Consider the following 24,735-nt stretch of genomic DNA (forward strand, 5'->3'; position numbering starts at 1 on the left):
GTACGCGTCCGGCCGGCTCAGGCGGTCGCCGAGCGGTACTTGCGGACCGCCAGGGTCCGGAAGACCACGATGATCAGGATCGACCAGATGACCGAGGCGAGGATCGGGTGCTCCATCGGCCACGCGCCGGTGACCGACTTCGGCACGCCGGGCATCGTGTTGCCGAAGAGCTCACGGGCGCCCGCGACCGTGGCGCTGAAGGGGTTCCACTCGGCGACGTGCTGGAGGAACGTCGGCATGCCGGTGACCGGCACGAAGGCGTTCGAGATGAACGTCAGCGGGAAGAGCCAGATCAGCCCGCCCGAGGTGGCCGCCTCCGGGGTCCGGACGGAGAGCCCGATGAGGGCGCCGATCCAGGAGAACGCGTAGCCGAGCAGGAGCAGCAGCAGGAAGCCGCAGAGCACCTTGCCGAGGTTCTCGTGGGTCCGCCAGCCGACGATCAGGGCGACACCGGCGAGCACGACGAGCGTGAGCGTGGTCTGTACGAGGTCGGCGAGCGTACGTCCGGTGAGGACGGCTCCCCGGGCCATCGGCAGCGATCGGAAGCGGTCGATGAGCCCCTTGTGCATGTCGTCGGCGATGCCCGCGCCGGCGCCCGCGGTGGCGAAGGTGACGGTCTGGGCGAAGATGCCCGCCATCAGGAACTCCTTGTACAGCTGCGGGTCGGTGGAGCCGCCGATGCTGATGGAGCCGCCGAAGACGTACGTGAACAGCACCACGAACATGATCGGCTGGATCAGCCCGAAGATCACCATCTCGGGGATCCGGGTCATCCTGATCAGGTTCCGCTTGGCGACGACGAGCGAGTCCTTGACCGACTGGCCCACGCCGCCGGAGGGGCGGGGGGCCAGGACGGGGGCGTCCTTGGTGGTGACGCTCACGGGGTCTCCTCCTTGGCGTCGGGGTCCGCGCTCTCGTCCGCCGCGGCCGCGTGGCCGGTGAGCGAGAGGAAGACGTCGTCCAGGGTCGGGCGGCGCAGGGCGATGTCGTCGATCTCCACGCCGCCGCCGTCCAGCTCGCGGATGATCTCGGCGAGCAGCTTGGCCCCGCCGCTCACCGGCACGGTCAGCTTGCGCGAGAGCCGTACGACGGTGACCTCGCCCTTGCCGAGGGTGGTCAGCACGGACCGGGCGGCCTCGATCTCGTCCGGGCGGTGCACGACGACCTCGACGCGCTCGCCGCCGGTGCGGGCCTTGAGCTCGTCGGAGGTGCCGCGGGCGATGACCTTGCCGTGGTCGATGACGCAGATGTCGTTGGCGAGGCGGTCGGCCTCCTCCAGGTACTGCGTGGTCAGCAGCAGCGTCGTACCGCCCGCCACCAGGTCCTCGATGACGTCCCACAGCTGCTGCCGGTTGCGCGGGTCCAGGCCGGTCGTCGGCTCGTCCATGAACATCACGGGCGGCGATACGACCAGGGCGGCGGCGAGGTCGAGGCGGCGGCGCATGCCTCCGGAGTACGTCTTGGCCGTACGGTCGGCGGCGTCGGCGAGGTTGAACCGCTCCAGCAGGACGCCCGCCCGGGCCTTCGCGTCGCGGGCGCTCATCTGGTAGAGCTGCCCGACCATCTGGAGGTTCTCGCGGCCGGTCAGATACTCGTCGACCGCGGCGAACTGCCCGGAGAGCCCGATGGAGCGGCGTACCTCGTTGGGCTTCTTCAGGACGTCGATCCCGGCCACGAAAGCGCTGCCGCTGTCCGGGCGCAGCAGGGTGGTCAGGACCCGTACGGCGGTCGTCTTGCCCGCGCCGTTGGGCCCGAGCAGCCCGAGGACGGTGCCCTCGGGGACATCGAGGTCGACTCCGTCCAGGGCTCGTACGTCACCGAAGGTCTTCACCAGACCTTCGGCATGGATGGCACCTGGCATGGACGAACTCCCCCATCGCTCGCGGATGACGTACACGCACGTGGTTTCGTGGGCGATCCTAGGATTCGCCGGGCCTCACCGCGCGGTGAATAACGAGATCCGGCCAGCCGTCGGGAACCGGACGGTCAGCCGATGACCCGGTACCCCTCGGCGCGCAGCGCCGCCTCGACCTCTTCGCAGTGGCGGGGGCCCTTGGTCTCCAGGTGGAGGTCGACCTCCACCTCGGTCAGGCCGAGGCGCGGGTCGGTGCGCACATGGCTGATATCGAGCACATTGGCGTCGGCGACGGTCAGTGCCGCCAGCAGGGTGGCCAGTGCCCCCGGCCGGTCGGTGAGCCGCAGCCGCAGGCTGAGGTAGCGTCCGGCGGCGGACATCCCGTGGCGCAGGACGCGCTGCATGAGCAGCGGGTCCACGTTGCCGCCGGAGAGCACCGCCACCACCGGGCCCCGGAACGCCTCCGGGTCGCTGAGCAGTGCGGCCACCGGGCTCGCCCCGGCCGGTTCCACCACGAGCTTGGCCCGCTCCAGGCAGAGCAGCAGCGCGCTGGAGAGCTCGTTCTCGGTGACCGTGCGGACCTCGTCGACCAGCTCCTCGATCACCGCGAACGGTACGTCGCCGGGGCGCCCCACCTTGATGCCGTCGGCCATGGTGACCGGGTTGTCCAGGGAGACCGGGCGGCCCGCGGCGAGCGAGGGCGGATAGGCGGCGGCGCCCTCGGCCTGGATGCCGACGATCCGGATGTCGGGGCGCAGCGCCTTCACCGCGACGGCGATGCCGGCCGCGAGACCGCCGCCGCCGACGCCGACGACGATGGTGCGGACCTCCGGGCACTGCTCCAGGATCTCCAGGCCGACCGTGCCCTGGCCCGCGATGATGTCGGGGTGGTCGAAGGGGTGGATGAAGACCGCGCCGGTCCGCTCCGCGTACTCCTGGGCGGCGGCCAGTGTCTCGTCGACGACCTGTCCGTGCAGCCGCACCTCGGCCCCGTACTCCTGGGTCGCGGCGACCTTGGGGAGCGGCGCCCCGACGGGCATGAAGACGGTGGAGCGTACGCCGAGGAGGGAGGAGGCGAGCGCGACGCCCTGGGCGTGGTTCCCGGCGCTGGCGGCGACCACCCCGGCGGCCCGCTCCACCGGGGAGAGCCCGGAGATCCGCACGTAGGCGCCGCGCAGTTTGAAGGAGCCGGTGCGCTGGAGGTTCTCGCACTTGAGGTGGACGGGGGCGCCGACCAGCTCGCTCAGATGACGGCTGCCCTCCAGGGCGGTCACCCGGGCCACCCCGGACAGCATTTTCTGCGCGCCCCGGACATCGTCGAGGATCAGGGCCGGGTGTCGGGCGGTCGCGCGGAACGTCATGCCCGCAAGTCTTGCAGCTCGGAGCGGTCGCGGCAGACTTGTCTCATGGCGGCCTGCGGTGGTGTCCACGGGTTTGTGCGGCACTGGTACGCGTTGCCCCGGGGCCGCGTACTCTGTCCCCCACCCATCCGACACCGCACGAAGAGAGCCCCCGGCCATGCCCCCTCAGGACATGACGACTGCTGCGTCTCCTTCCGGGGGCGCCGCCCCCGAACACCCGGGTCCCGACCGCCTGCTGGACTCCCTCCAGCACCAGGTGGCGGTCTTCGCCCGCCGTGCCGAGCAGACCCGCCTCGGCGGTGTCGGCCAGGTCCGCAACTCGATGGACCGGGCGGCGTACCTGCTGCTGAACCGCCTGGACAAGGAAGGCCCGATGGGCGTCAAGGCGCTCGCCGCGGGCATGGGGATCGACTCCTCGACCGTGACCCGGCAGGTGGCTCCGCTCGTCGACACCGGGCTGGTCAAGCGGACCTCGCACCCGGAGGACGGCCGGGCCGTCGTGCTCCAGCTCTCCCCGCGCGGCCAGGCCCGCCTGGAGGAGGTCCGCGCCTCGCGGCGCGAGCTGATGTCGCAGGTGACGGACGGCTGGACGCAGGAGGAGCGGGACACCTTCTGCACACTGCTCACCCGGTTCAACGGTTCGCTGGCCGCCCGGCAGGCCGCCCACCAGCCGCCGCAGAGCGACTGAGCCTTCCCGTAAGCCTCTCTTCGGCCCCTGTCCCCCGCCGGGCGGCAGGGGCCTTGCCGTACGCTTCGCGAAGAGTTGCCAGATGGATACTTTTTATCTTTAAGGGGTGCCAGGCGATGGCGGAGCAGGACAGCAAGAGCGATCTGGCGGGACTGTTGTCCGCCGATCGCGAGAGAGTCGTGGACCAGTGGATCGACAGCGTCGTCGGGTCGCTCAGGGGCCGCGTCAGCAAGGCCGAGGTCGACCGGGAGCTGCGCGAGCTGTACTCGGCGCTCGTGGAGGCCCTCACCGAGGGCGGGGAGGACGCCCGCGGCGAGAACCTCTCCGAGACCCGGGCGCTGCTGACCGAACTGTCGCGCAACCGGGCCCGCCAGGGCTTCACGCCCAGCGAGACGGCCGTCAGCGTGCTCGCGCTCAAGAAGGCGTTCGAACCGGCGCTGCGGGACGGATCGGCCGAGGACACCGACCGGTACCTGCGGCTGAGCCGGGTCCTCGACGACCTGGCCCTGTTCACCATCGAGACGTACACCCGCACCCGCGAGGAGATCATCAGCTCGCAGGCCAACCAGCTCATGGAGCTGTCGACCCCCGTGGTGAAGCTCTGGGACGGGGTCATAGCCGTGCCCCTCGTGGGCACCCTGGACTCGGCCCGCACCCAGGTGGTGATGGAGAAGCTCCTCCAGGCGCTGGTGGACACCGGCTCCGAGCAGGCCATCATCGACATCACGGGCGTCCCCGCCGTCGACACCCAGGTCGCCCAGCACCTGCTCAAGACGATCGTGGCGGCCCGGCTGATGGGCGCGGAGTGCACGGTCTCCGGCATCCGCCCGCAGATCGCGCAGACCATCGTGGCCCTGGGCATCGAGTTCGGTGACATCGTCACCAAGGCGACCCTGGCCGACGCCCTCCAGCTCGCGCTGAAGAAGTCGGGCATCGACCTCGTGGCACACCAGGGCGGCGGGCGATGACCGAGCGGGTTCCGGTCCTGCGGATCGGTGACGTACTCCTCGTCTCCATCCAGGTGGACCTGGAGGACCAGACGGTGCTGAACCTTCAGGAGGACCTGGCGGAGCAGATCGTCTCGCGCTCGGCCCGGGGCGTCGTCATCGACATCACGGCGGTCGAGATCGTCGACTCGTTCGTCGGCCGCATGCTGGCCACGATCGCCTCCATATCCCGGCTGCTCGACGCCGAGACCGTCGTGGTGGGCATGCGGCCAGCCGTCGCCATCACCCTCGTCGAGCTCGGCCTCTCGCTCGGCGGAGTCCGTACCGCACTCGACCTGGAGAAGGGTCTCGCGCTGCTGCGCCGGTCCGCCGCCGGCGCGGACCGGCGATGAACATCCCCTGGGCCGAGGGACAGGGGCCCCGGGAGCAGGGCATCGCCCAGAACGACGACGTCGTACGGGCACGCCAGCAGGTCCGCACGTACGCGCAGCAGTGCCAGCTGTCCCTCGTCGACCAGACGAAGTTCATCACCGCCGCCAGCGAGCTCGCCCGCAACACCCTGGTGTACGGCGGTGGCGGGCAGATGCGGGCGGGCCTGGTGGAGCGGGACGGGCGGCGTGGTGTCGCGGCGGTCTTCGAGGACTCCGGACCCGGGATCCCCGACGTCGAACTCGCCCTGACCGACGGCTGGACCTCGGGCGGCGGGCTGGGCCTCGGGCTCAGCGGAGCGCGCCGGCTGGTCGACGAGTTCTTCCTCGACACCGAGGCGGGCCGGGGCACCACGGTGTCGATCGTGAAGTGGTCACGATGACGTCCCCCAGAGTCCTCGACTGCGAGGACATCGCCTGGTTCCGGGCCGAACCCGAGATGCCCTCGGCGGCCCGCGGCGCGGCTGCGACGCTGGCGCGCCGCATCGGCCTGGAGGCCTACCGGTCCTCGGAGGTGGCCCTGGCGGTCACCGAGGCCGCGACCAACCTCCAGCGGCACGCGACCGACGGAGCCCTGCTGCTACGGGTCCTGCGCACCCCGGACCGGGCCGGCGTCGAGTTCGTCACCGTGGACACCGGCCCCGGTATGGCCGATGTGGAGGCCGCCCTCGCGGACGGCACGTCCACCGCGGGCACGCTCGGCATCGGGCTCGGGGCGGTCGCCCGGCTCGCCGACGTCTTCGACATCCACTCGGTCCCGGGGCGGGGTACGGTCATCGCCGCCCAGTTCTGGGCCCGTGAGGCCATGGCGGAGAGGGCCGGTGGACAGCCCTCCGTGGCCTCCGGCCTGACCCGGCCCATCAGCGGCGAGACGACGTGCGGCGACGCCTGGGCCGTACGCGTGGACCCCGGCACCGACCACGATCCGCGGTCCGGCGCTCTGCCGCCCGCCTCGTCGCCGGAGCCGGCGATCCTCGTCATGCTCTGCGACGGGCTGGGACACGGGCCGATGGCCGCGCTCGCCGGAGAGGCCGCGGTCAAGGCGTTCCGGCGGAGCGCCGCGCGCCACCCGGAGGGCCTGCTGCGCGACATCCACACGGCGCTGCGCGGCACCAGGGGCGGCGCGGTCGCGGTGGCCCGGATCGAACCCTCCGCACAGCGCCTCCTCTACTGCGGCATCGGCAACGTGAGCGGCGTCCTGCTCGGCCCCGACTCCCGTAACGGCCTGCTCTCGGCACCGGGCATCGTCGGACAGCAGATGCGGAGTCTGCGGACGTTCGAGCTGCCGCTGAAGCCGGGCGGGGCGCTGGTCATGCACTCCGACGGGCTGACCGAACGCTGGAAGGCGGACGACGTGCCCGGGCTGCTCGGGCACACCCCGGCCGTGATGGCGGGCCAGCTGCTGCGCGAGGCCGGTGTCCGCCGTGACGACGCCGGGATCGTGGTCGTCAAGGGGGCCTGGTGACGGTGTCGGCCGCGCGATCCTCCTCCCTCTCCGCGTTCGGCCTGGCCACGGCGCAGGACGTCTTCGCCCTGCGCCGTATCGGCCAGAGCGCGGCCGAGGCCCTGGGCATGGACCGCCAGGACCAGGTGCGTATCGCCACCGCGCTCAGCGAACTCGGCCGCGACCGGCTCGGCTGCGGCGGGCTGACGGTGGCCTTCACCCTGCCGGAGGGCCCGGAACCCGTCCTGGCCGTCGTCTTCGAGTGGAACGGCGGTACGAAGGCGGGCCCCGATCTCGAACCGGCCTCCCGCCTGTTGCACCGGGTCCGTCACGAGAGCGCCGACGCCCGGGAGAGGATCGTCGCCGAACACGCGTTGCCCGCCGGCTGGGCCGACACCCCGGCGGCCCGGCTGGGCGTGCGGGAGGCGCTGCGCCGCCACGCGCCCATGACGCTCGCCGACGACCTGCGCGCGCAGACCCGCGACCTGATCGCCACCCTGGAGGAGACCCGGGCGCAGCGCGAGGAGCTGCGCCGGCTCAACGACGAGCTGGAGGAGACCAACCAGGGCGTCCTGGCGCTCTACACCGAGCTGTCGCAGGAGCTGGAGGAGACCAACAGCGGGGTCGTGGCCCTCCACGCCGAGCTGGAGGAGAAGTCGAACCGGCTGCGGGAGACCAGCGAGGCCAAGACGCGCTTCTGGACCAACATCAGCCATGAGCTCCGCACGCCCGTGAACGCGGTCGTCGCGCTCTCCCGGCTGCTGCTGGCGGCCGGCTCCGCGCCCCTCACCGAGGAGCAGCGTCGCCAGGTCTCCCTCATCGACGCCTCGGGGCAGACCTTGTTCTCGCTGGTCAACGACTTGCTGGACATGGCGAAGGCGGAGGCGGGCCAGCTGGAGATCGTCGCCACGCCGGTGGACCTGCGGGCCCTGGTGGGTCAGCTGGGAGCGGTGATGCGCTCCACGGGGATGCCGGGCGACGTCGTCCTGCTGACACCCCCTCCCGGCACGCTCCCGGTCACGGTGACCGACGAGGCCCTGCTCACCCGCATCCTGCGCAACCTGCTGTCGAACGCCCTGAAGTTCACCGAGGAGGGCGAGGTCCGGCTGGAGTTCGCGGTGGACCCGGAGGCCGCCGGACAGTGGATGACCTTCACGGTGGCGGACACCGGGGTGGGCATCCCCGAGTCCGAACTGACCCGGGTCTTCGAGGAGTTCTACCAGGTACGCGGACCGCTCCAGCGCGCCCAACGGGGCACCGGCCTCGGACTCCCGTACGCCCGCGCGCTCACCGAACTCCTCGGCGGCACCCTGAGGTTGTCCAGCACCCCCGGTGTCGGCACCCGCGTCGAGGTCCGGCTGCCCCACCGGCCCGCCGCCCCGCCCGCACCCCCCGCACCGGAGGCCGACGCGTGACCGAGACAGCACGACGTGACAGCGCGCCGGGGACCATCCTGGTGATCGACGACGACGAGACCAACCGCTATGTGCTGACCAGCTGGCTCAGACGGGCCGGGCACACCGTGCTCGTCGCCGCCGACGGAGCCCAGGGCCTGGCCCTGATCGGCGCGCGCGACACCCCCCTGCCCGAGGCCGCGGTCATCGACGTCCAGCTCCCCGACATGTCCGGTTTCGAGGTCTGCGAACGGATCAAGGGCGACCCCCGCACCGCCTCGCTGCCGGTCATCCATGTCTCCGCCGTCGCCATGGGTGCGGAGGACCACACCGAGGGGCTGAGCCGGGGCGCGGACGCCTATCTCGACCAGCCCGTCGACCCGGCGGAGTTCCTGGCCACCGTCACGGCCGCCCTGCGCTACGTACGGGCCCGGCGCCGGGCGGAGCGTCTCACCCTGCGGCTGGCCGCCCTCAACCGGGCGACCCTGGACGTCTACCGGGCCGTCGGCTTCCACTCGTTCGCCGCCGCGGCGACCGGGGGCGCGGCCGCTCTCATGTCCTGCCCCGCCACCGCGATCTTCCTGAGCCCCCAGGGGCAGCCGGTACACAGCCACGCCACGGGGCCCGGTGCGGCCCCGCACTCCTCGCCCGCCCGCTCCGAACTGCTGGACCGGCTGGCCTCGTACACTCTCGGCGGCGACACCGGGGCCGAGGTGCGGGTGATGCCCCACAGCCAGTGGAAGGCGCTGCTGCCCCTCGACCCGATCGAGGGGGACGTCGTCCTGGTGGTGGCGCGGACCAGGCGCAACCGGCCGCCCGTCTGCGTCGCCGTACCCGCCGAAGCGGCCGGCGGCACCGACGAGCGCGAGCTCCTCCAGCAGCTCGTCAACGCCTGCGCGCTGGCCCTGGAGGCGCTGCGCACCTTCAACGAGGAGCACGCCCTCGCGCTCGCCCTCCAGCGCACCTTCCTGCCGGACCGGCTGCCGTCCCTACCGGGCGTCTCCCTCGCCGTGCGCTACCTCCCGGCCTCCGACCACGCGGAGATCGGCGGCGACTTCTACGAGGCCCTGGAGACGCCGGACGGGCTGCTCCTGGCCATCGGGGACGTGGCCGGGCACTCGCTGGTGGCCGCGACGGTCATGGGCGAGATCCGGCACGCCCTTCGCGCCTACGCCCTGGAGGGCCACCCGCCGCACCACGTGCTGGAGCGGCTCGACGCCCTCCTCGCCCACACCCGGCCCGGCCTCACCGTGACGCTCTGCCTCGTCCTGGTCGACCCGCACGGCAGCCGGATCCACGTCGCCAACGCCGGTCACATCCCGCCCCTGCTGCTCGCCCCCGACGGCACCGCCGCCTACCTCCACGAGCACGGCCCGCTGCTGGGCCTCCGGCTGCCGCACCCGCCCGCGCGCGTCCACCCGGTCGCCCCGGACACCCGCATCCTGCTGATCACCGACGGCCTGGTGGAGGTGCGCACCGAGAACCTCGACGACAGCCTTGCCCGCTTCCGCTCCGCGACGCTGGAGGGGCCATGGGAGCTGGAGGCCCTCTGCGACGCCCTCCTCGGCTCGTTCGGGGAGGACAAGGAGGACGACATCGCGCTGCTCGCCATCGCGCTGGGCCCGGGACCGGAACCGGCGGCCTGACCGCGGGGGCCCGCCCCGGTGTGTCGCCCCTCTTGACCCGGGCACCGCACCAGGGCTCGGATGAGCTGCATGCGAGAGCGGCAGACCCACCGGGACCGGCTCCGCGCCCAGGAGTTCGAGGCCTTCGTGGCGGGCGCGGGCGGCCGCCTGCTGCACACGGCGACCCTGCTCACCGCCGAGCCGGCAGCCCCGGCGGGCGCCAACGTACGGGCCGAACGGCTGCTCTCCGCGGCCCTGGCACGCACCTACGCGGAGTGGGACGGGCTGCGCTGCGAGGACCCCTACCACCGCACCCGCCAGGAGCTCGCGGTCCGCTTCGCCCGGGAGGCCTGGCGCCACCGGCGCCCGCTCGGCGGGGTGCTGGGCCGCCTCGCGCCGCTGGAGCGGCTGGTGCTGGTGCTGCGGCTGTACGAGGAGGTCGGCGAGGACCAGACGGCGGCGCTGCTGGGCCTTCCGGCGGACCGGGTACGGGCCGTCTGCGACCGCTCGATCGCGGTGATGCGCTCGGCGGGGCGCGGGGCGGCCGGTTCGGGCCGCGGAGGTCCGGCCGCCGGTTCGTCGTTCGTTCCCGGGGCGACACCGTGATCCGGGACCGGGGCCAGGACCGCAGGGCGGCGGAGGTCCGCCGGATGCTTCGGGGGCCGCACCCGCCGGTGCCGGCCGGCCTGGCGGACCGGGCCGCGCGGCGCGGCGCCCGGCTGCTGCGTCTGCGGCGCGGGGTGCGGCGTACGGCCTGGTGGCTGGCGGGGGCGGTGTTCGCCGTGTTCCTGGTGTGGGCCGGGGTCGAGCAGCCGTGGCTGCCGGAACCGGCGGAGGTGACACCACCGCTGGAGGGGTGGTGACGGTGTCGGAGCCCCGGGGAACCGGCCTATCCTGGAGGAGTCGGACGTCGTACGAGCCGAGGAGGCCGTCATGACACGGAAGATCGCCGACTGCCGCAAGTACCCGAGCGAGATGAACTGCTCACTCACCATTTCCGGTGAGGAGGACGAGGTCGTCCGCGCCGCGAGCGAGCACGCCGTCTCCGTCCACGGTCATGAGGACAGCCCCGAACTGCGGAGCCAGGTGCGGGCCGCGCTGGAGGACGAGAGGGTGAGCGTCTGACCCGTGCGGGCGCCCGCCGTTCAGCGGCGGGCGCCCGGGTGTGTCGCCGTACGGCGGCCGGTCAGCCCAGGGCCTGGGTGAGGTCGGCGAGCAGGTCGTCGCCGTTCTCGATGCCGACGGAGAGGCGGACGAGGTCGGCCGGGACCTCCAGCAGGGAGCCCGCGACGGAGGCGTGCGTCATCCGGCCGGGGTGCTCGATCAGCGACTCGACGCCGCCGAGGGACTCACCGAGCGTGAAGAGCTTGGCCCGGTTGCAGACCTCGACCGCCGCCTCCTCGCCGCCCGCGACGCGGAAGGAGACCATGCCGCCGAAGGACTTCATCTGCTTGGCGGCGACCTCGTGGCCGGGGTGCTCGGGGAGCCCCGGGTAGAGGACCTGGGAGACCTTGGGGTGCCGGGTCAGCAGGTCGGTGACCTTGGTGGCGTTCTCGGTGTGCCGGTCCATGCGGACGGCGAGGGTCTTGATGCCGCGCAGCACGAGCCAGGCGTCGAAGGGGCCGGAGACCGCGCCCATGGCGTTCTGGTGGAACGCCAGTTCCTCGGCCAGCTCCGGGTCGCTGACGACGAGCGCGCCGCCGACGACGTCGGAGTGACCGCCCATGTACTTGGTGGTGGAGTGCACGATGACGTCCGCGCCGAGCGCGAGCGGCTGCTGGAGGTAGGGCGAGGCGAAGGTGTTGTCGACGACGAGGCGCGCCCCGGCCTGGTGCGCGACCTGGGCGACGGCGGCGATGTCGGTGATGCCGAGCAGCGGGTTGGAGGGGGTCTCCACCCAGACCGCCTTGGTGCGGGGGGTGATCGCCTCCCGTACCGCCGCCACGTCCGAGGTGTCGGCGACCGAGAACTCCACGCCCCAGCGCGCGGCGACCTTCGCGAACAGCCGGAAGGTGCCGCCGTAGGCGTCGTTCGGGATGACCACGTGGTCACCGGGGGTCAGCAGCGTACGTAGGAGGCAGTCCTCGGCGGCGAGGCCGGAGGCGAAGGCCAGACCGCGGCGGCCGCCTTCCAGGGCCGCCAGGTTCTCCTCCAGGGCGGTCCGGGTCGGGTTGGCGCTGCGGCTGTACTCGTAACCGCCGCGCAGTCCGCCCACGCCGTCCTGCTTGTACGTGGACACCTGGTAGATGGGCGGAACCACCGCGCCGGTGAGGGGGTCGGCGGTGTTCCCCGCGTGGATCGCGAGAGTCTCGAAGCTGTGCTGGTCGCTCATGGCCCCGAGCGTAGTTCGTCGTGACCGGCCTTACCGGCCACTCGCCGCTCCGGGGACAATGGGTCCATGGAGATTCTGTTGTTCCTGCTCGCGATGTGCATGCTCGCCGCGATCGTCGGCCCCTGGGTCATGCGCCGCCGGGGCGGTATCCGCCAGGTCGCCCCGGATTCGCCCGACGCGGCCGACCCCGACACGTACGGCTTCGCCCGCCAGGAGGAGCTGGACGTCCGGATGCCGGGCCCGGACCAGGACCTCCTGGACGTCCTCGACGTCGTCCAGGCCACCCAGGACTGGCGCGCCGCCTCTCAGCTCCTCGCCGGTACGCCGAAGGAGGGCGAGGTGCGCTGGCAGCGGGTGCAGGCCTTCGCGGGCGCGGCCTCGCTGGAGCTGGCCCAGCAGCCGGGCAAGGGCGGCTCCTGGCTGCGCGCCTGGCGGGCGGAGGCCCCGAAGGACGCGGGCGGGGCGGCGGTGCACGCGGAGTTCCTGGTGCAGCAGGCGTGGCGCTCCTCGTCGGCGGGGAGCGACGACTTCCGGATCATCCTGGAGGAGGCCCGTACGGTCTGCGGCGAGGCGGCCCTGCTCGCGCCCGGCGACCCGGTGCCGTACATCGTGGAGCTGGCGGTGGCCCGGGGCCTGGGCTACACCCCCGAGCAGTTCGACCAGCTCTGGGCGAAGATCATCGACCGGGCCCCGGCCCACATGGGCGCGCACATCGCGGCGCTGCACTTCCACTGTGAGAAGTGGCACGGCTCCCGCAAGGACGCCGACGCCTTCGCCACGGCCGCCGCCGCCCGCGCCCCGCAGGGTTCGCTGCTGGCCGCGCTGCCGCTGTTCGCGGTGTACGAGCACCTGCCGGAGGTCAACCTCGTGCAGGGCTTCTACCGCAGCCAGGTGGTGGTGAAGGCGGTCGAGGGCGCGATGTTCGCGGTGCACGCGGCCCGCCCGGACGACCCGATGCTCGCCCACGTACGCCATCTGCTGGTGCTCTTCCTGGTCCACATGGAGCGCTGGTCGGAGGCGATGCACCAGCTGGTCCTCATCGACGGCCACGTGGGCGCGCTGCCGTGGACGGCGGACCCGGACCCGGCCGCCCAGTACACGGTCTACCGGGCGCTGGCGGTCGCGGGGTACGAGGCGAACGGCGGCTCCCCGGCGACGCTGCCGCACTGAGCCCGCGCCCCCGGTCCGCCCGGAATCCCAACGCCGGGTCCCTTGTTGTACGTACCGGACCCCCACCGCCCCCAAAGGAGCCGCCCGCATGTTCCCGAACCGCCGCACCCCCGAGCTCCCCACCCCGGAGCAGGCCCTGCGCGGCCGTCCCGTCCCCGAATTCACCGTCCCCTCCCGCCACACCGTGCTCGGCAACCCGCTGGTGGGGCCGTACCCGGAGGGCCTGGAGGTGGCGGACTTCGCGCTCGGCTGCTTCTGGGGCGCGGAGCGGAAGTTCTGGCAGACCGAGGGCGTCTGGACGACGCTGGTCGGCTACCAGGGCGGCTACACGGAGAACCCGACGTACGAGGAGGCCTGCTCGGGCCTGACCGGCCACACGGAGGCGGTCCGCGTCGTCTTCGACCCGGCCGTCGTCAGTTACGAGGAGCTGCTGAAGGTGTTCTGGGAGTCCCACAACCCGACCCAGGGCTTCCGCCAGGGCAACGACGTGGGCACCCAGTACCGCTCCGCGGTCTACACCCACTCCCCCGCCCAGGCAGCGGCGGCGGACGCCTCCCGCGAGGCGTACCAGAAGGTCCTGACGGCGTCGGGCCACAAGGAGATCACCACGGAGATCCTCCCGGCCGAGGGCCGCCCGTTCTGGCCGGCGGAGGCGTACCACCAGCAGTACCTGGACAAGAACCCGGGCGGTTACTGCGGGATCGGCGGTACGGGGGTGTCCTGCCCGATCGGGGTGGCTCCGGTCGAGGGCTGAGGGGCCCTTCCCCCTCGGGGCGGCGGCCGACCGGCGCGCGGACGTCAGCCGAGCATCGCGGGCAGGAGCCGGCGCAGCAACCGTTCGAACAGGGCGTCCCGCTCGGCCGGGCCCGCCGGAGGCGGCGGGCCCGCCGTCGTGAGGGCGGCCAGCAGGTGTGGGTGGCGGCCCTCGGCCGCGACGGCGGCGAGGTGGGCCGCCTGGGCGGGCGGGTCGCCGGCGCCGGGGGCCTCGCCGGCGGCCGCCATGGCCTCGCGGCGGGCGAACAGCGTGGCCAGGCCGCCCAGGAGGCCGATCGCCTCCAGCTTCTGCCGGCTCGTACCGGGTGCGGGGGCCATCACCGCCAGGGCGTGGTCCAGGTAGTCGATCGCGTGCGGGCCGAGGACCTCGCCCCGGCGGTCGTTCAGTGCCGCGAGCCAGGGATGACGGGCGTGGTCGGCCTTGGACTGGAGGGCCAGGCCGACGAGGTCGCCGAGCCAGTCGCCGCTGGGAGCGGCGGAGAGGTCCAGCTCGCCCGCGACCGCGTCCGCCATGAGGTCCAGCAGCTCGTCACGGCTCCCCACATAGCGGTAGAGCGAGGCGGGCCCGGTGCCCAGCCGCTGCGCGAGCGCGCGCATCGACACGGCGGCCAGCCCTTCGGCGTCGGCCAGGGCGAGGGCGGCCCCCGTGATCTCGTACCGGCTCCGCTCGGGCGCGGGTCCACGCGCGCCCCGTTCGGGGCGTGACCACACGGTTGTCGGCCGGGTCTCGCGGTCGGCCACGCCCCACCACCTTCCCTCGCACCTCAGCTCTTCGGACGGCTGCAGTCTAATATTGCGAACATCGATCGCAGTAAATCGTCGCCCGAGGAGCCCGCCATGACCTGGACCGAACGCCGCTTCGCCCGCAACGGCCCGGTCGAGCTGGCCCATGACCGCCTCAAGCAGGGCCGAAACGGCGAACCGCTGCTCCTGGTGATGGGGCTGGCCGTCTCCCGGCTCGCGGTGGCGCGGCTCTGCGCGTCGCCGGGGTACCCGTTCGACGAGGCGGAGGCCCTGGAGCGCATCAGCGCCGACGTGGACACCGGCATCGCGGACCCGGACGCGCAGTCCCGCCAGATCGGCGCCCGCTGGAGCGGCCCGCCCCTGTCCGAACTGCGCGTCCCCACACTGGTGTTGCACGGTACGGACGACCCGCTGCTCAAGCCCTCCGCAGGACGGGCCACCGCCGCGGCGATCCACGACGCCCGGCTCGTCCTCCAGCCGGGCGTCGGCCACGACATCCCGCGCGAGCGCCACGCGGCGGTCGCGGCGGAGGTGCGGGCGCTCGCGGACCGGGCGAAGGTGGGCGGACGCCCGTAGAGGTGCGGGTGCTCGCGGACCGGGCAAGCGTGGGCGCCGCGAGCGTCGGACGGGAAAACCGGATGCCGAGGGGTGGCACGCGCCACTACGGTGCCCGGATGGCAACACTCAGGAAAGTCCAGGTCACCTTCGACTGCGCGCAGCCCGAGCGCCTCGCCCGCTTCTGGTGCGAGGTGCTGGGGTACGAAGTGCCGCCGGTGCCGGAGGGGTTCGCGACCTGGGACGACTACAGCCGCTCGCTGCCTCCCGAGGACCGGGACGCGTGGTTCGCCTGCTCCGATCCCTCGGGGGTCGGCCCGCGCCTGTACTTCCAGCGCGTTCCGGAGGGCAAGACCGCCAAGAACCGGGTCCACCTCGACGTGCGGGCCGGCACCGGGCTGGTCGGTGCGGAGCGGCTCGCCACGCTGGAGGCCGAGCGCGACCGGCTGGTGGCGCTCGGCGCGGTGTGTGAGCGCGTGATGGTCGCCGACGAGCAGAACGAGTCGTGCATCGTGATGCAGGACATCGAGGGCAACGAGTTCTGCCTCGACTGACGCCCCCGTTCCGTCCAGCCGTCGGCGGCGGGACGGCCTACGGCGCCCAGGGGCCGAGCATGTCCTTCATCGCGTCCGACAACGCCATCTGGAGCAGCGGGCCGTAGGTGATCCGGCCGACGCCGAGGCGGCGGAACCGCTCAAGGTCGTGCTTGACCGGGTGGGCCGTGGAGTTGACGGGAACGGAGACGGCGGCCGTCACCGCCGCGAGCAGCTCGTCGTTGTCCTGGATCTTCACCGGGTAGACGCTGTCCGCGCCGGCCTGCTCCAGGGCCCGCAGCCGTTCGATCGCCTCGTCGAGGACGGCGGCGGCGTCCTCCGCGTGCAGGAAGAGGTCGGTGCGTCCGTTGATCCAGACCGGGACGCCCGCGTCGTCGGCCGCCGCGCGCAGGCCCGCGATGTAGCTCGCGTGCTCCTGCGTGGTGCGCACCCGTCCGCCCTCGGAGTGGACGGTGTCCTCGATGTTGAGACCGACGCCGCCGACCTCGACGAGTCCGGCGATGAGGTCCGCGGGCTTCTGCCCGTACCCGGCCTCCAGGTCCACGGAGACGGGGATGCCGACCGACGCGATGATCGGCCTGACCGCGGCGAGCACCTCCTCGAAGGTCTGCCCCTCCTGGTCCTCCGCCCCCCGGGAGTCGGCGAGCGGATGGCTGCCTACCGTCAGCGCGGAGAACCCGGCGGCGGCCGCCGTCCGGGCCGACCAGGCGTCCCAGACGGTCGGCAGCACGAGCGGCTGGTGGTCGGCGTGGAGCTGCTTCAGGCGCTGAGCGCGCTCAACTGTGGTGCGAAAGTCCATGCCGGGACCGTACCCGTGGATCGGCCGGCCATCCGCTCAAGCGGCCAGCCGTACGGTGCCCGTCGGGGGGCCGGTGCGGCGGGCGCCGAGGCTCTCGGTGCGGGACCGCGCCCCGGAGAGCCTGATCAGCTCCCCCTGGGCCAGCGCGAGAACATCGGCGAGGCTCAGCCCGAGCGCCCGCGCGGCGGCCGCCAGCACCTCGGACGAGGCCTCCTTGCGGCCGCGCTCCACCTCGGAGAGGTAGGCCATCGAGATCCGCCCGGCGTCGGCCACGTCCTTCAACGTCCGCTCCTGGGACAGCCGTTCTCTCCGCAGTACGTCCCCGACGAGGTCGCGCCAGAGCGGCTCCCGGGCCGGGACGGGCCCGGGAGTCGGGAACGGGCGCAGCGGGATGACACGGGCGCGGGGCTGGTTCGTCGCTCGGATGGTCACCGCCCCAGCCTAGGAGCCGTACGCCGACCAGGCACGGCCCGAGCGTTGCGCTCCGGGCGGATCTGCTGAGGGCGAAGGTGCGTGACAGACAGGGGCGCCACCGGTCCGGCGGGAAACCCCGACCGGACCGGTGGCGCCCACGACCGTACGGTCGCCGGTCGTCAGATCAGCCCCTGCGCCAGCATCGCGTCCGCCACCAGCTCGAAGCCCGCGATGTTCGCGCCCACCACGTAGTTGCCCGGGCTGCCGTACCGCTCGGCGGTCGTGTGGCAGGAGTCGTGGATGTGGCGCATGATCTCGGCGAGGCGCTCCTCGGTGTGGGAGAAGGTCCAGGAGTCCCGGGACGCGTTCTGCTGCATCTCCAGGGCGCTCGTCGCGACCCCGCCCGCGTTGGCCGCCTTGCCGGGGGCGAAGGCGACGCCCGCCTCCTGGAAGATCCGGACCGCGTCGGGCGTGGTGGGCATGTTGGCGCCCTCCGCGACCGCCTTCACCCCGTTGCGTACGAGGTCGAGCGCGTCGGCCTCGTGGAGCTCGTTCTGGGTGGCGCAGGGCAGCGCGACGTCCACAGGGACCGACCACACCCCCGTACCGGCCACGAACCGGGCGTGCGGGCCGCGCCGCTCTGCGTAGTCGGAGACCCGGCCCCGGCCCGCCTCCTTGATCTCCTTCAGGAGGGCGAGGTCGATGCCCTTCTCGTCCACGACGTAGCCGCCGGAGTCCGAGCAGGTGATGACGGTCGCGCCGAGCTGCTGGGCCTTCTCGATGGCGTAGACGGCCACGTTGCCGGAGCCGGAGACCGCGACGGTCTGGCCCTCCAGCGACTCGCCCCGGCTGCGCAGCATCTCGGCGGTGAACAGGACCGTGCCGTAGCCGGTGGCCTCCGTACGGGCCTGGGCGCCGCCCCAGCCGAGGCCCTTGCCGGTGAGGACGCCGGACTCGTACCGGTTGGTGATCCGCTTGTACTGGCCGAAGAGGTAGCCGATCTCGCGGCCGCCCACGCCGATGTCGCCGGCGGGGACGTCGGTGTACTCGCCCAGGTGGCGGTGGAGCTCGGTCATGAAGGACTGGCAGAACCGCATGATCTCGGCGTCGGAGCGGCCCTTGGGGTCGAAGTCCGCGCCGCCCTTGCCGCCGCCGATGGGCATGCCGGTGAGGGCGTTCTTGAAGATCTGCTCGAAGCCGAGGAACTTCACGATGCCGAGGTTGACGGAGGGGTGGAAGCGCAGGCCGCCCTTGTACGGGCCGAGCGAGCTGGAGAACTCGACCCGGAAGCCGCGGTTGACGTGGATGTCGCCGGAGTCGTCCGCCCACGGCACCCGGAAGATCAGCTGGCGCTCCGGCTCGCATATCCGCTCGATGATGCGGGCGTCCACGAACTCGGGGCGCTGCGTCAGCACGGGGCCGAGGGTCTCCAGGACCTCGCGGACCGCCTGGTGGAACTCCTTCTCGCCCTGGTTGCGCCGCAGGATCTCGGCGTAGAGCGGCTCGATGACCCGGTTCGCCGCATCGTGCGTGTGAACAGGGTCGCGGCCGGAGTCGGGGGTGAGCGGCATCTGATCAAGCCCTTCCGTGGGTCGGCTCGTGCGCGTCGGCGCCCCCGTCCCGGGGGGGGTGCCTACGTCGTACGCCCCGATTGTCCCGCGTCATCCGATGATCTTCGACACCCATCCACATGCCGGTCGTTCCGGACCCCCGCAGCCCCCTTAGAGCCCCTCCTCGGAGAACGGGGCGTCGCTCCACCGGAACCAGGCCCGGTCTCCCTGGATGTGCAGCAGGAACTCGGCGACGGCCTTCCCCTCCGGACCGGTCAGGACGAGCGCGCGGTTCACCTCGCAGCAGACCCCCTCCCACGCCTCCGCGCTCTCGTCGCTCTCGTCCTCGTCCAGCCGCTCCATGAGGGCCAGCTCACGGTCGAAGAGCTCGCGCGTCCCGGCGTCGTAGGCCGGACCGGGGATGAACCGGCCGTGCAGCCACGGGAAGTCGAGGTCGTCGACGGCGATCTCCCCGACGAGTTCCGGGCCGCGCCGCAGCCTCCATATGGTGCCGTCGAATCCCATCGCCGCCCCCGTGCGTACTCGTGCGCCTGTTCCCGTCACGGTAAGGGACCGGTGAAGTCCGGCCAGGGCAGGGGGTTACCCGTCAGGAACCGCGACACCTCGCCTGACGATCAGTCATGATGCTCCCCATGACGAAGCCGCGGGGGCGTCGGAGAACGCAATCTCCTTATCAGCCAAGGTTGTTGTACGGATCCGGCCGGACCGCCGCCGCCCCTGCGCGGCCGCAGCCACCCCCGTACGGAGCACCCGGGCGGCCGCCCCGTATCCCCAGGGGCACCGGAGAGACGCGCCGCTACCTGGCGGTGGGGCTCGACTGCTATCTGTGCCTGCTGGTCGTCGGCCTGCTGGTGCACTTCTGCCTGGGCCCGGCGGGCGCGGGGGCGGGCCGGACGGCGGCGGTGCTCATCGGTCACCTCACCGTGCTGTCCTTCGCCAACCAGGTGCTGCTCACGATGGCCGTACGGGCGAGCGCCGGAAAGCTGATCATGGGCGTACGGGTGATCCGCCTGCCCGACGCAGGCCGCCCGGAGTTCCGCCGCCTGGTCCTGCGCTGGCTCTACGGCCTGTTCTGGCTCCCCCTCCAGCCCTGGCACCACCTCCGCCGGGCGGCCGCCGCCGAGCCACCGCCCCGCGAACGCCTCGGCGGCGGCCCCCCGGCCGCCCCGTGCACGGACCTGGCGGGGGTGCGCCAGGTCCACCGCAGCGACCTGCGGTACTACCGGGAGGCGGTGGCGGGGCGTACGGGCGGAGGGGCCCCCTGGCCCCCGCGCTGAACGCCCGCCCGGTCCCGGGCCGCCCTCATCGCCGCAGCGGTCGCCGACGCGTCGTACTCCGGGCCGACGCCCGGGACGATGATCACGTCACCGTCGATGTGCCGGGTGCGCAGCGGCAGGATCTCCTGGTAGGCGGGGGACGCGTACCAGGCACGGATCTCCTCGGTACCCGGGAAGGCGATGACGACCAACGCGCCCGGCCACTGCCCCTCCACCACCTCCACCTCGGCCCCGTGCACCAGGAAGCGGCCCCCGTAGGGCTCCATGGTGGCCTGGATGCGCTCGATGTAGCTCAGCACCTCGTCCTCGACGGGGCCGTCGGCGGGGCGCAGGTGGGCGAGGGCGTACGCGGTCATGGTCCGGTCCTCCGGGGTGGGTGGCGTCGGGGCAGTCTCCCCGCGACGCCTCCGATGCTGCCGGGCGGGGCGGACGGCGTCGATTACCTCGGAGGTCATGGCGGCGGCCGCACAGCGAAGCGCCCGGCCAGTTGTCCTGACCAGGCGCACTTGCGAGTACGTGTGGAGGCTCGTACTGCGGCCGCTTGGACCGCCGTCCACGACGCCGTCTTCGAACGCGGCCAACTCACCGTAAGTGCAAACGAGCACAGGGCCGTTGCACATGTCCTTGGTGTCACGCATGGTCATGCGGCCACCGTCGAGGGAGGCGGCATCCCGATGCCAGCGGCTGCGCGTACAGCATCGTCGGCCGGGATGAGGAGCGCGGGCGGCAGTGCGGGCTCCGCCCCGATGGCGGTGGGCACGACCGGACGCTGAAAGGCAGACGTCCCGCTGGGTGAGGTTGCCCGCGTGCCGGCATCCGAGCCCGGGGACGGCGTACTGGAACCGGCGCTGGGGGAGCTGCATACGGATCTGGGTGTAGGTGTGGATCCACTGGGCAAGGCACGGCAACCCGATACGCAGGGATACCGGTCGCCTGGGTGATGACCTGGCTCGCCCGCAGGCCGGAGTTCAACGGGGCATCGACCTTCTGATCCATGAGCGAGCGCGGTGGAGACGATTTGTGCGGCGCGAACCGGGTCGTCCAGGGCGGACAGATCCTGGGCAGCTGGTTCCTGCCCAGTGACGTCCGCGTCCTCCCCGCCGACCGGGGTGACCTAGATGTTGCTGGCCATGACGTTGTTGCCATTAGCCGGGCTGCGCGTGGAGCTGTACGAATGTGACCAGACGGGAAGCGGTTCGGGCCATGCACGGCTGGTGTGGGCAGGTCCTGTTTGCCACGACAGCATGTCCCGTCTCTAGCGAGCGGAGGCGAGTGCCGAAAGTCGCTGCCGCGTGTCCCTGAGCGAGGCTTCCTTGGCGTCAAGGCGTCGCGCCAGGGCATCCAGCTCGGCCCGAAGGTCGGGGCACATCTCGAGGGACACACCGTGCTCGCCCGAACGAGCGCAATCGAGGTAACGGCGGATGGTTTCGGTCCCGAGGCCTGCGGCGATCATCGTCTTGATCTGGGCCACACGCGCGATGTCGGAATCGGTGTAGGCCCTGTAGCCGTTACGGTCGCGCTCGGGGACCAGGAGCATGCAGTCTTCATAGTGGCGCAGCGCTCGCGCTGTCACCCCGGTCAGCTCGGCGAGCTGGCTGATACGCACGGGTCCTCCTGTGATTTGACCTTCACGCTGACGTGAAGCCTTACCGTCCAGCGCCATGACACTGAAGACAACCCGGAAGCGGGCCACGATCATCCACGGCTACGCCGCAACACCTGAGGACCATTGGTTCGGATGGCTGGCCGCGCAGCTCGACGCCCGTGGCATTCCTACGACCGTTCCTGCCCTTCCGGACTCCGAAGCGCCTGACCCTGATCGCTGGCTGGCAGCCGTGGCAGCCAGCGTCGGTGCGCCGGATGAGGGCTCGACCCTGGTGGCGCACAGCCTCGGCTGCATCACGGCCCTCCGCCATCTCTGCTCCCTGGCGGGTCCGTGGCGTCTTGGTGCGCTCGTGCTCGTCTCAGGATTCGTCAACACGCTGCCGACCCTTCCGACGCTGGACTCTCACATCGGCAAGCCGCTGGATCTGGCCGGGATCCGCAACCACGTCGACAGACTCACCCTGATCCGGTCGGACGCGGACCCTTACGTACCACCGAGCCACACCGACCGCCTTGCCGATCTCCTGGGGGCACCGTCCCAGGTCATTCCCGGAGCCGGCCACTTCCTCGCGTCCGACGGTGTGACGTCGCTCCCCGCGGCCCTCGCGGCGATCACATCGTCCCGAAGGACCGACGGAGAGCTGACGAGAACGAGATGACACACCGCAACGCGCCACTCTCTCCCGAGGGGCGACGTCGACTTGTGGAGCGCTGCAAGTCACGCCCGATCGCTCATGTCACCGCGGAGATGGGCATCTCGCGGGCGACCGCTTCGAAGTGGGTGCACCGCTACCGCCAGCACGGCGATCTTGGTCTGCTGGACCGCTCCTCAGCACCACACCACAAACCCTCCGCGATTCCGGCAGACGTGGTCAGCCGGAATGAGAACATGCGACGCGAGAACGAGTGGTCTGCCGCCCGCACCTGGCTGTCTGGAGGATGAACGCCGCGACGCTCTCGCGGTCTGGAACATCCACTACAACTACCACCGGCCACCGCTCAACCGATCGCTCCAGAACGCCATGCTCACGCACCTCGCCTACGCCACCGGCGGCGCGGAGGTCATCAGCCTGGACGACGGCTCATGACGCGCCAGACGGCGCCGTACCAGACCAGGCAGGTGCGTTTCGTCGACCAACTCTCGCTGGTCGCCGCGCAGTCGGCCGTCTCCGCCTCGCGCCACTTCCTGCGGTTCGCCCTCTCCAAGTGGCAGGCCGCCCTCATCGAGGACGACGTCCTTCTCGTCGCCTCGGAGCTGGTCACCAATGCCATCGCCGTCACCGGAGTGGTGGCAGCGAAGCTGGCGTGGGAGGAGTTGGAGCGGCTCGACCTCGTCCACGTCCGCCTGGTGGGGCTTCGGGACAGCGTCGTCGTAGAGGTATGGGACGTGTCGAGCGAGCCGCCCCGGCTCCAGCACGTCGGCGATGACTCCGGGGGCGGGCGCGGCCTCTTCCTCGTACAGGAGCTGGCGGCGCGATGGGGTTCCTACCGCACCACGGGCGGAAAGGCGGTGTGGGCCCAGCTGGCGATCCGTCCGCCGTTGCCGCAGCGGTCGAGGGGCGAGCGTCGCGGGGGCAGCCGGCCGCCGCCCCGCCGGGGCCCGATACCGCGTTTCTCCGCCGCGTCCGGGCGGGGCTGGATACGGCGTTGTAGAAGTTCCCGCACACGCCGAAGGCGGCGGCCCCCCGGCGTTCCGGGGTGCCGCCGCCTTCGGGCGGGGACGGGGGTGAGGCGGGGATCAGGGGCGGGGGTCAGGCGGCGGAGCCGGCCTTCCACTGGGCCCAGTCCATGTTCCAGCCGTTGAGGCCGTTGTCCGGGGTGATGGTCTTGTCCGGGGAGTTCTTGACGATGACCACGTCGCCGACCATGGAGTTGTCGTAGAACCAGGCGCCGGGGGCGCTCGGGTCGTTGGCGCCCTTCACGTCGGCGAGGCCCACGCAGCCGTGGCTGGTGTTGGCGGTGCCGAAGATGCCCTTGCCCCAGTAGTTGCCGTGGATGAAGGTGCCCGAGGTGGACAGGCGCATCGCGTGCGGCACGTCCTTGATGTCGTACTCGCCCTTGCCGTCGTCATCGGTGAAGCCGACGGTGGCGCCGTTCATCCGGGTCTCCTTGTGCTTCTCGGAGATCACCATCTGGCCGTTGTACGTGGGGTTCTCGGGCGCGCCCGCGGAGATCGGGATGGTCTTGACGGTCTTGCCGTCGCGGGTGACCGTCATCATCTTGGTCTTCGCGTCGACGGTCGAGACCTGGTTGCGGCCGACCTTGAACGTCACGGTCTTCTGCTGCACACCGAAGACGCCGTCCGCGCCCTCGACGCCGTCCAGCGCGAGCTTCAGCGTGACGGTGGAGCCGCCCTGCCAGTAGCTCTCGGGGCGCAGGTCCAGGCGCTGGGCGTTGAACCAGTGGCCGACGACCTCCTGGCCGCTGCTGGAGGTCACGGTGATGCCGTCCTGGACGGCCTTCCTGTCCGAGATCGGCTTGTTGAAGTTGATCGAGACGGGCATCCCGACGCCGACGGTGGAGCCGTCCTCGGGGGTGAAGTTCCCGATGAAGCTGTTGTCGGGCGAGACGGTGGTGAAGGAGCTGTTCTCGTGGGCCTTGCGGCCCTTCGCGTCCTCCGCCGTGGCGTCGATCTTGTACGTGGTGGAGCGTTCGAGCTGCCCGGCGGGCTTCCAGCTGGAACCGTCGGCCGCCAGCGTGCCCTCGACCGCCTTGCCGTCCGCCGTGGTCATGACGACCTCGGTCAGCTTGCCCTTCTCGACGGAGACCTGGGCCGCGTTGTTGATACTGGCGTTGGTGGCGCCGTTCTCGGGCTTGATCGCTATCTGCGCCTCGGAAGCGTCCTCGGCCGCGGCCTCGTCCACCTCCTGCGCCCGTGACGACTCCGAGCTTCCGGCGCCCGTCTTCTTGTCGCCGCCGTCGTCGGTACAGGCCGAAAGCACCAGCACGCCGCCAAGCAGTGCGGACACGGCCGCGAGGCCCCTGCGCCGCTTGCTGTCCGTCATCACACGCTTCTCCATCGTTGCCGATTCCCCACAATCCCCGAACGGTGCCGCCAGTCGGCGATTCCCCGTCAATGTTCCAAGAACACCCGGAACGAGTGCTCCGTTCCACATCCGCCAGGGATGTGGGGAACACCACTCATCGACGCGGCTGCGCCGGCGGTGGTTCCCGCTGTCGAGCCCGGATACGGAACTG

Annotated in this window: 30 protein-coding genes and 1 pseudogene; 19 read left to right on the forward strand and 12 right to left on the reverse strand. The window is 71.9% G+C overall.

The features are described from left to right. Positions 1 to 17 precede the first annotated feature (17 nt). From AMK21_RS17730 to ilvA, 3 genes are all read right to left on the reverse strand, one after another. Complete coding sequence (locus AMK21_RS17730) at positions 18 to 881, reverse strand: ABC transporter permease (protein WP_073878957.1); 864 nt, start codon at positions 879 to 881, stop codon at positions 18 to 20. Next, positions 878 to 1,861, reverse strand: a complete 984-nt coding sequence (locus tag AMK21_RS17735; protein WP_073878959.1) for an ATP-binding cassette domain-containing protein — start codon at positions 1,859 to 1,861, stop codon at positions 878 to 880. Before AMK21_RS17735 ends, AMK21_RS17730 begins: the two co-directional genes overlap by 4 nt. A 125-nt stretch (positions 1,862 to 1,986) precedes the next feature. Next, positions 1,987 to 3,216 carry a threonine ammonia-lyase gene (gene ilvA / locus AMK21_RS17740; RefSeq protein ID WP_073878961.1) on the reverse strand — a complete coding sequence of 410 codons (1,230 nt, stop codon included), beginning with the start codon at positions 3,214 to 3,216 and terminating at the stop codon, positions 1,987 to 1,989. 157 nt (positions 3,217 to 3,373) lie between these two features. Here ilvA and AMK21_RS17745 point away from each other — a divergent pair, with 157 nt between their 5' ends. From AMK21_RS17745 to AMK21_RS17790, 10 genes are all read left to right on the forward strand, one after another. Further along, positions 3,374 to 3,904 (forward strand): MarR family winged helix-turn-helix transcriptional regulator, encoded by a 531-nt coding sequence (locus AMK21_RS17745; RefSeq protein ID WP_073878963.1) that lies wholly within the window; start codon positions 3,374 to 3,376, stop codon positions 3,902 to 3,904. Positions 3,905 to 4,020: 116 nt separating this feature from the next. Then, complete coding sequence (locus AMK21_RS17750) at positions 4,021 to 4,872, forward strand: STAS domain-containing protein (protein WP_073878965.1); 852 nt, start codon at positions 4,021 to 4,023, stop codon at positions 4,870 to 4,872. After that, positions 4,869 to 5,243: an STAS domain-containing protein gene (locus AMK21_RS17755; RefSeq protein ID WP_073878967.1), complete on the forward strand. Its 375-nt coding sequence runs from the start codon at positions 4,869 to 4,871 to the stop codon at positions 5,241 to 5,243. Before AMK21_RS17750 ends, AMK21_RS17755 begins: the two co-directional genes overlap by 4 nt. Next, a complete protein-coding gene (locus AMK21_RS17760) occupies positions 5,240 to 5,662 on the forward strand; it encodes an anti-sigma regulatory factor (protein ID WP_073878969.1) in 423 nt (140 codons plus the stop codon). Before AMK21_RS17755 ends, AMK21_RS17760 begins: the two co-directional genes overlap by 4 nt. Beyond that, complete coding sequence (locus AMK21_RS17765) at positions 5,659 to 6,744, forward strand: ATP-binding SpoIIE family protein phosphatase (protein ID WP_073878971.1); 1,086 nt, start codon at positions 5,659 to 5,661, stop codon at positions 6,742 to 6,744. The genes AMK21_RS17760 and AMK21_RS17765 overlap by 4 nt, the downstream gene beginning before the upstream one ends. After that, complete coding sequence (locus tag AMK21_RS17770) at positions 6,741 to 8,138, forward strand: sensor histidine kinase (protein WP_073878973.1); 1,398 nt, start codon at positions 6,741 to 6,743, stop codon at positions 8,136 to 8,138. The genes AMK21_RS17765 and AMK21_RS17770 overlap by 4 nt, the downstream gene beginning before the upstream one ends. After that, positions 8,135 to 9,763, forward strand: coding sequence for a fused response regulator/phosphatase (locus AMK21_RS17775; protein ID WP_073878975.1), 1,629 nt, complete (start codon positions 8,135 to 8,137; stop codon positions 9,761 to 9,763). The genes AMK21_RS17770 and AMK21_RS17775 overlap by 4 nt, the downstream gene beginning before the upstream one ends. A gap of 69 nt (positions 9,764 to 9,832) precedes the next feature. Next, complete coding sequence (locus tag AMK21_RS17780) at positions 9,833 to 10,348, forward strand: RNA polymerase (RefSeq protein ID WP_073878977.1); 516 nt, start codon at positions 9,833 to 9,835, stop codon at positions 10,346 to 10,348. A 44-nt stretch (positions 10,349 to 10,392) separates the two neighbouring features. After that, the gene (locus tag AMK21_RS17785; protein ID WP_079181195.1) at positions 10,393 to 10,605 is read left to right on the forward strand and encodes a hypothetical protein; all 213 of its coding nucleotides are present in this window, start codon (positions 10,393 to 10,395) and stop codon (positions 10,603 to 10,605) included. 70 nt (positions 10,606 to 10,675) lie between these two features. Continuing rightward, positions 10,676 to 10,867, forward strand: a complete 192-nt coding sequence (locus AMK21_RS17790; RefSeq protein WP_073878980.1) for a DUF1059 domain-containing protein — start codon at positions 10,676 to 10,678, stop codon at positions 10,865 to 10,867. A gap of 61 nt (positions 10,868 to 10,928) precedes the next feature. On the opposite strand, the gene AMK21_RS17795 is transcribed toward AMK21_RS17790, so the two are convergent. Continuing rightward, on the reverse strand, positions 10,929 to 12,074 hold the full coding sequence (locus tag AMK21_RS17795) for a cystathionine gamma-synthase (protein ID WP_073878981.1): 1,146 nt from the start codon (positions 12,072 to 12,074) through the stop codon (positions 10,929 to 10,931). Between the two features lie 66 nt (positions 12,075 to 12,140). Here AMK21_RS17795 and AMK21_RS17800 point away from each other — a divergent pair, with 66 nt between their 5' ends. Together AMK21_RS17800 and msrA are read left to right on the forward strand one after the other, a co-directional pair. After that, positions 12,141 to 13,244, forward strand: a complete 1,104-nt coding sequence (locus tag AMK21_RS17800) for a hypothetical protein (protein ID WP_073878983.1) — start codon at positions 12,141 to 12,143, stop codon at positions 13,242 to 13,244. An 88-nt stretch (positions 13,245 to 13,332) separates the two neighbouring features. After that, positions 13,333 to 13,998 (forward strand): peptide-methionine (S)-S-oxide reductase MsrA, encoded by a 666-nt coding sequence (gene msrA, locus AMK21_RS17805; RefSeq protein WP_073878984.1) that lies wholly within the window; start codon positions 13,333 to 13,335, stop codon positions 13,996 to 13,998. A gap of 44 nt (positions 13,999 to 14,042) precedes the next feature. Here the strand turns inward: msrA and AMK21_RS17810 are convergent, their stop codons facing one another. Then, positions 14,043 to 14,759: a TetR/AcrR family transcriptional regulator gene (locus AMK21_RS17810; RefSeq protein ID WP_073878986.1), complete on the reverse strand. Its 717-nt coding sequence runs from the start codon at positions 14,757 to 14,759 to the stop codon at positions 14,043 to 14,045. A gap of 96 nt (positions 14,760 to 14,855) precedes the next feature. On the opposite strand from AMK21_RS17810, the gene AMK21_RS17815 reads away from it, so the two are divergent. Together AMK21_RS17815 and AMK21_RS17820 are read left to right on the forward strand one after the other, a co-directional pair. Further along, the gene (locus tag AMK21_RS17815) at positions 14,856 to 15,338 is read left to right on the forward strand and encodes an alpha/beta fold hydrolase (protein WP_073878988.1); all 483 of its coding nucleotides are present in this window, start codon (positions 14,856 to 14,858) and stop codon (positions 15,336 to 15,338) included. A 98-nt stretch (positions 15,339 to 15,436) separates the two neighbouring features. Continuing rightward, complete coding sequence (locus AMK21_RS17820; RefSeq protein WP_073879200.1) at positions 15,437 to 15,871, forward strand: VOC family protein; 435 nt, start codon at positions 15,437 to 15,439, stop codon at positions 15,869 to 15,871. A gap of 37 nt (positions 15,872 to 15,908) precedes the next feature. On the opposite strand, the gene AMK21_RS17825 is transcribed toward AMK21_RS17820, so the two are convergent. The 4 genes from AMK21_RS17825 to AMK21_RS17840 all read right to left on the reverse strand — a co-directional run bounded on the left by AMK21_RS17825 (position 15,909) and on the right by AMK21_RS17840 (position 19,159). After that, positions 15,909 to 16,670, reverse strand: a complete 762-nt coding sequence (locus tag AMK21_RS17825) for an isocitrate lyase/PEP mutase family protein (RefSeq protein WP_073878990.1) — start codon at positions 16,668 to 16,670, stop codon at positions 15,909 to 15,911. 36 nt (positions 16,671 to 16,706) lie between these two features. Then, complete coding sequence (locus tag AMK21_RS17830; RefSeq protein ID WP_073878992.1) at positions 16,707 to 17,102, reverse strand: helix-turn-helix domain-containing protein; 396 nt, start codon at positions 17,100 to 17,102, stop codon at positions 16,707 to 16,709. A 161-nt stretch (positions 17,103 to 17,263) separates the two neighbouring features. Further along, positions 17,264 to 18,655, reverse strand: coding sequence for an NADP-specific glutamate dehydrogenase (gdhA, locus tag AMK21_RS17835; protein ID WP_073878994.1), 1,392 nt, complete (start codon positions 18,653 to 18,655; stop codon positions 17,264 to 17,266). Between the two features lie 150 nt (positions 18,656 to 18,805). Then, positions 18,806 to 19,159, reverse strand: coding sequence for a hypothetical protein (locus AMK21_RS17840; RefSeq protein ID WP_073878996.1), 354 nt, complete (start codon positions 19,157 to 19,159; stop codon positions 18,806 to 18,808). Positions 19,160 to 19,422: 263 nt separating this feature from the next. Between AMK21_RS17840 and AMK21_RS17845 the strand changes: the two genes are divergently transcribed. Continuing rightward, on the forward strand, positions 19,423 to 19,932 hold the full coding sequence (locus AMK21_RS17845) for an RDD family protein (protein ID WP_073879201.1): 510 nt from the start codon (positions 19,423 to 19,425) through the stop codon (positions 19,930 to 19,932). Here the strand turns inward: AMK21_RS17845 and AMK21_RS17850 are convergent. Then, positions 19,875 to 20,288, reverse strand: a complete 414-nt coding sequence (locus AMK21_RS17850) for a DUF1330 domain-containing protein (RefSeq protein ID WP_073879202.1) — start codon at positions 20,286 to 20,288, stop codon at positions 19,875 to 19,877. The two genes, AMK21_RS17845 and AMK21_RS17850, sit on opposite strands and share 58 nt — an antisense overlap. Before the next feature lie 899 nt (positions 20,289 to 21,187). Beyond that, on the reverse strand, positions 21,188 to 21,538 hold the full coding sequence (locus tag AMK21_RS17855; RefSeq protein ID WP_073878998.1) for a MerR family transcriptional regulator: 351 nt from the start codon (positions 21,536 to 21,538) through the stop codon (positions 21,188 to 21,190). 55 nt (positions 21,539 to 21,593) lie between these two features. Here AMK21_RS17855 and AMK21_RS17860 point away from each other — a divergent pair, with 55 nt between their 5' ends. The 4 genes and pseudogenes from AMK21_RS17860 (at position 21,594) to AMK21_RS17875 (ending at position 23,341) form a co-directional block, all read left to right on the forward strand. Next, positions 21,594 to 22,196, forward strand: coding sequence for an RBBP9/YdeN family alpha/beta hydrolase (locus AMK21_RS17860; protein WP_073879000.1), 603 nt, complete (start codon positions 21,594 to 21,596; stop codon positions 22,194 to 22,196). Next, a pseudogene (locus AMK21_RS17865) lies at positions 22,193 to 22,459 on the forward strand (helix-turn-helix domain-containing protein); the annotation flags it as partial. The gene AMK21_RS17860 and the pseudogene AMK21_RS17865, both read left to right, overlap by 4 nt. Then, a complete protein-coding gene (locus tag AMK21_RS36100; protein ID WP_073879002.1) occupies positions 22,419 to 22,625 on the forward strand; it encodes a hypothetical protein in 207 nt (68 codons plus the stop codon). The pseudogene AMK21_RS17865 and the gene AMK21_RS36100, both read left to right, overlap by 41 nt. Next, entirely contained in the window at positions 22,622 to 23,341 is a 720-nt protein-coding gene (locus AMK21_RS17875; RefSeq protein ID WP_234421964.1) for an ATP-binding protein, read from the forward strand. Before AMK21_RS36100 ends, AMK21_RS17875 begins: the two co-directional genes overlap by 4 nt. Here the strand turns inward: AMK21_RS17875 and AMK21_RS17880 are convergent. After that, a complete protein-coding gene (locus AMK21_RS17880; protein WP_073879004.1) occupies positions 23,289 to 24,557 on the reverse strand; it encodes a L,D-transpeptidase in 1,269 nt (422 codons plus the stop codon). The two genes, AMK21_RS17875 and AMK21_RS17880, sit on opposite strands and share 53 nt — an antisense overlap. Between the last annotated feature and the right edge of the window lie 178 nt (positions 24,558 to 24,735).

The organism is Streptomyces sp. CB00316 (assembly GCF_001905595.1).
Lineage (GTDB): Bacteria > Actinomycetota > Actinomycetes > Streptomycetales > Streptomycetaceae > Streptomyces.

Excerpts from the sequence above, each read along its gene's own strand:
- AMK21_RS17735 (WP_073878959.1), bottom strand. The coding sequence starts at position 1,861 with ATGCCAGGTGCCATCCATGCCGAAGGTCTGGTGAAGACCTTCGGTGAC.
- ilvA (WP_073878961.1), bottom strand. The coding sequence starts at position 3,216 with ATGACGTTCCGCGCGACCGCCCGACACCCGGCCCTGATCCTCGACGAT.
- AMK21_RS17745 (WP_073878963.1), top strand. The coding sequence starts at position 3,374 with ATGCCCCCTCAGGACATGACGACTGCTGCGTCTCCTTCCGGGGGCGCC.
- AMK21_RS17750 (WP_073878965.1), top strand. The coding sequence starts at position 4,021 with ATGGCGGAGCAGGACAGCAAGAGCGATCTGGCGGGACTGTTGTCCGCC.
- AMK21_RS17755 (WP_073878967.1), top strand. The coding sequence starts at position 4,869 with ATGACCGAGCGGGTTCCGGTCCTGCGGATCGGTGACGTACTCCTCGTC.
- AMK21_RS17760 (WP_073878969.1), top strand. The coding sequence starts at position 5,240 with ATGAACATCCCCTGGGCCGAGGGACAGGGGCCCCGGGAGCAGGGCATC.
- AMK21_RS17765 (WP_073878971.1), top strand. The coding sequence starts at position 5,659 with ATGACGTCCCCCAGAGTCCTCGACTGCGAGGACATCGCCTGGTTCCGG.
- AMK21_RS17780 (WP_073878977.1), top strand. The coding sequence starts at position 9,833 with ATGCGAGAGCGGCAGACCCACCGGGACCGGCTCCGCGCCCAGGAGTTC.
- AMK21_RS17785 (WP_079181195.1), top strand. The coding sequence starts at position 10,393 with ATGCTTCGGGGGCCGCACCCGCCGGTGCCGGCCGGCCTGGCGGACCGG.
- AMK21_RS17790 (WP_073878980.1), top strand. The coding sequence starts at position 10,676 with ATGACACGGAAGATCGCCGACTGCCGCAAGTACCCGAGCGAGATGAAC.
- AMK21_RS17795 (WP_073878981.1), bottom strand. The coding sequence starts at position 12,074 with ATGAGCGACCAGCACAGCTTCGAGACTCTCGCGATCCACGCGGGGAAC.
- AMK21_RS17800 (WP_073878983.1), top strand. The coding sequence starts at position 12,141 with ATGGAGATTCTGTTGTTCCTGCTCGCGATGTGCATGCTCGCCGCGATC.
- msrA (WP_073878984.1), top strand. The coding sequence starts at position 13,333 with ATGTTCCCGAACCGCCGCACCCCCGAGCTCCCCACCCCGGAGCAGGCC.
- AMK21_RS17815 (WP_073878988.1), top strand. The coding sequence starts at position 14,856 with ATGACCTGGACCGAACGCCGCTTCGCCCGCAACGGCCCGGTCGAGCTG.
- AMK21_RS17820 (WP_073879200.1), top strand. The coding sequence starts at position 15,437 with ATGGCAACACTCAGGAAAGTCCAGGTCACCTTCGACTGCGCGCAGCCC.
- AMK21_RS17825 (WP_073878990.1), bottom strand. The coding sequence starts at position 16,670 with ATGGACTTTCGCACCACAGTTGAGCGCGCTCAGCGCCTGAAGCAGCTC.
- gdhA (WP_073878994.1), bottom strand. The coding sequence starts at position 18,655 with ATGCCGCTCACCCCCGACTCCGGCCGCGACCCTGTTCACACGCACGAT.
- AMK21_RS17840 (WP_073878996.1), bottom strand. The coding sequence starts at position 19,159 with ATGGGATTCGACGGCACCATATGGAGGCTGCGGCGCGGCCCGGAACTC.
- AMK21_RS17850 (WP_073879202.1), bottom strand. The coding sequence starts at position 20,288 with ATGACCGCGTACGCCCTCGCCCACCTGCGCCCCGCCGACGGCCCCGTC.
- AMK21_RS17860 (WP_073879000.1), top strand. The coding sequence starts at position 21,594 with ATGACACTGAAGACAACCCGGAAGCGGGCCACGATCATCCACGGCTAC.
- AMK21_RS36100 (WP_073879002.1), top strand. The coding sequence starts at position 22,419 with ATGAGAACATGCGACGCGAGAACGAGTGGTCTGCCGCCCGCACCTGGC.
- AMK21_RS17875 (WP_234421964.1), top strand. The coding sequence starts at position 22,622 with ATGACGCGCCAGACGGCGCCGTACCAGACCAGGCAGGTGCGTTTCGTC.
- AMK21_RS17880 (WP_073879004.1), bottom strand. The coding sequence starts at position 24,557 with ATGGAGAAGCGTGTGATGACGGACAGCAAGCGGCGCAGGGGCCTCGCG.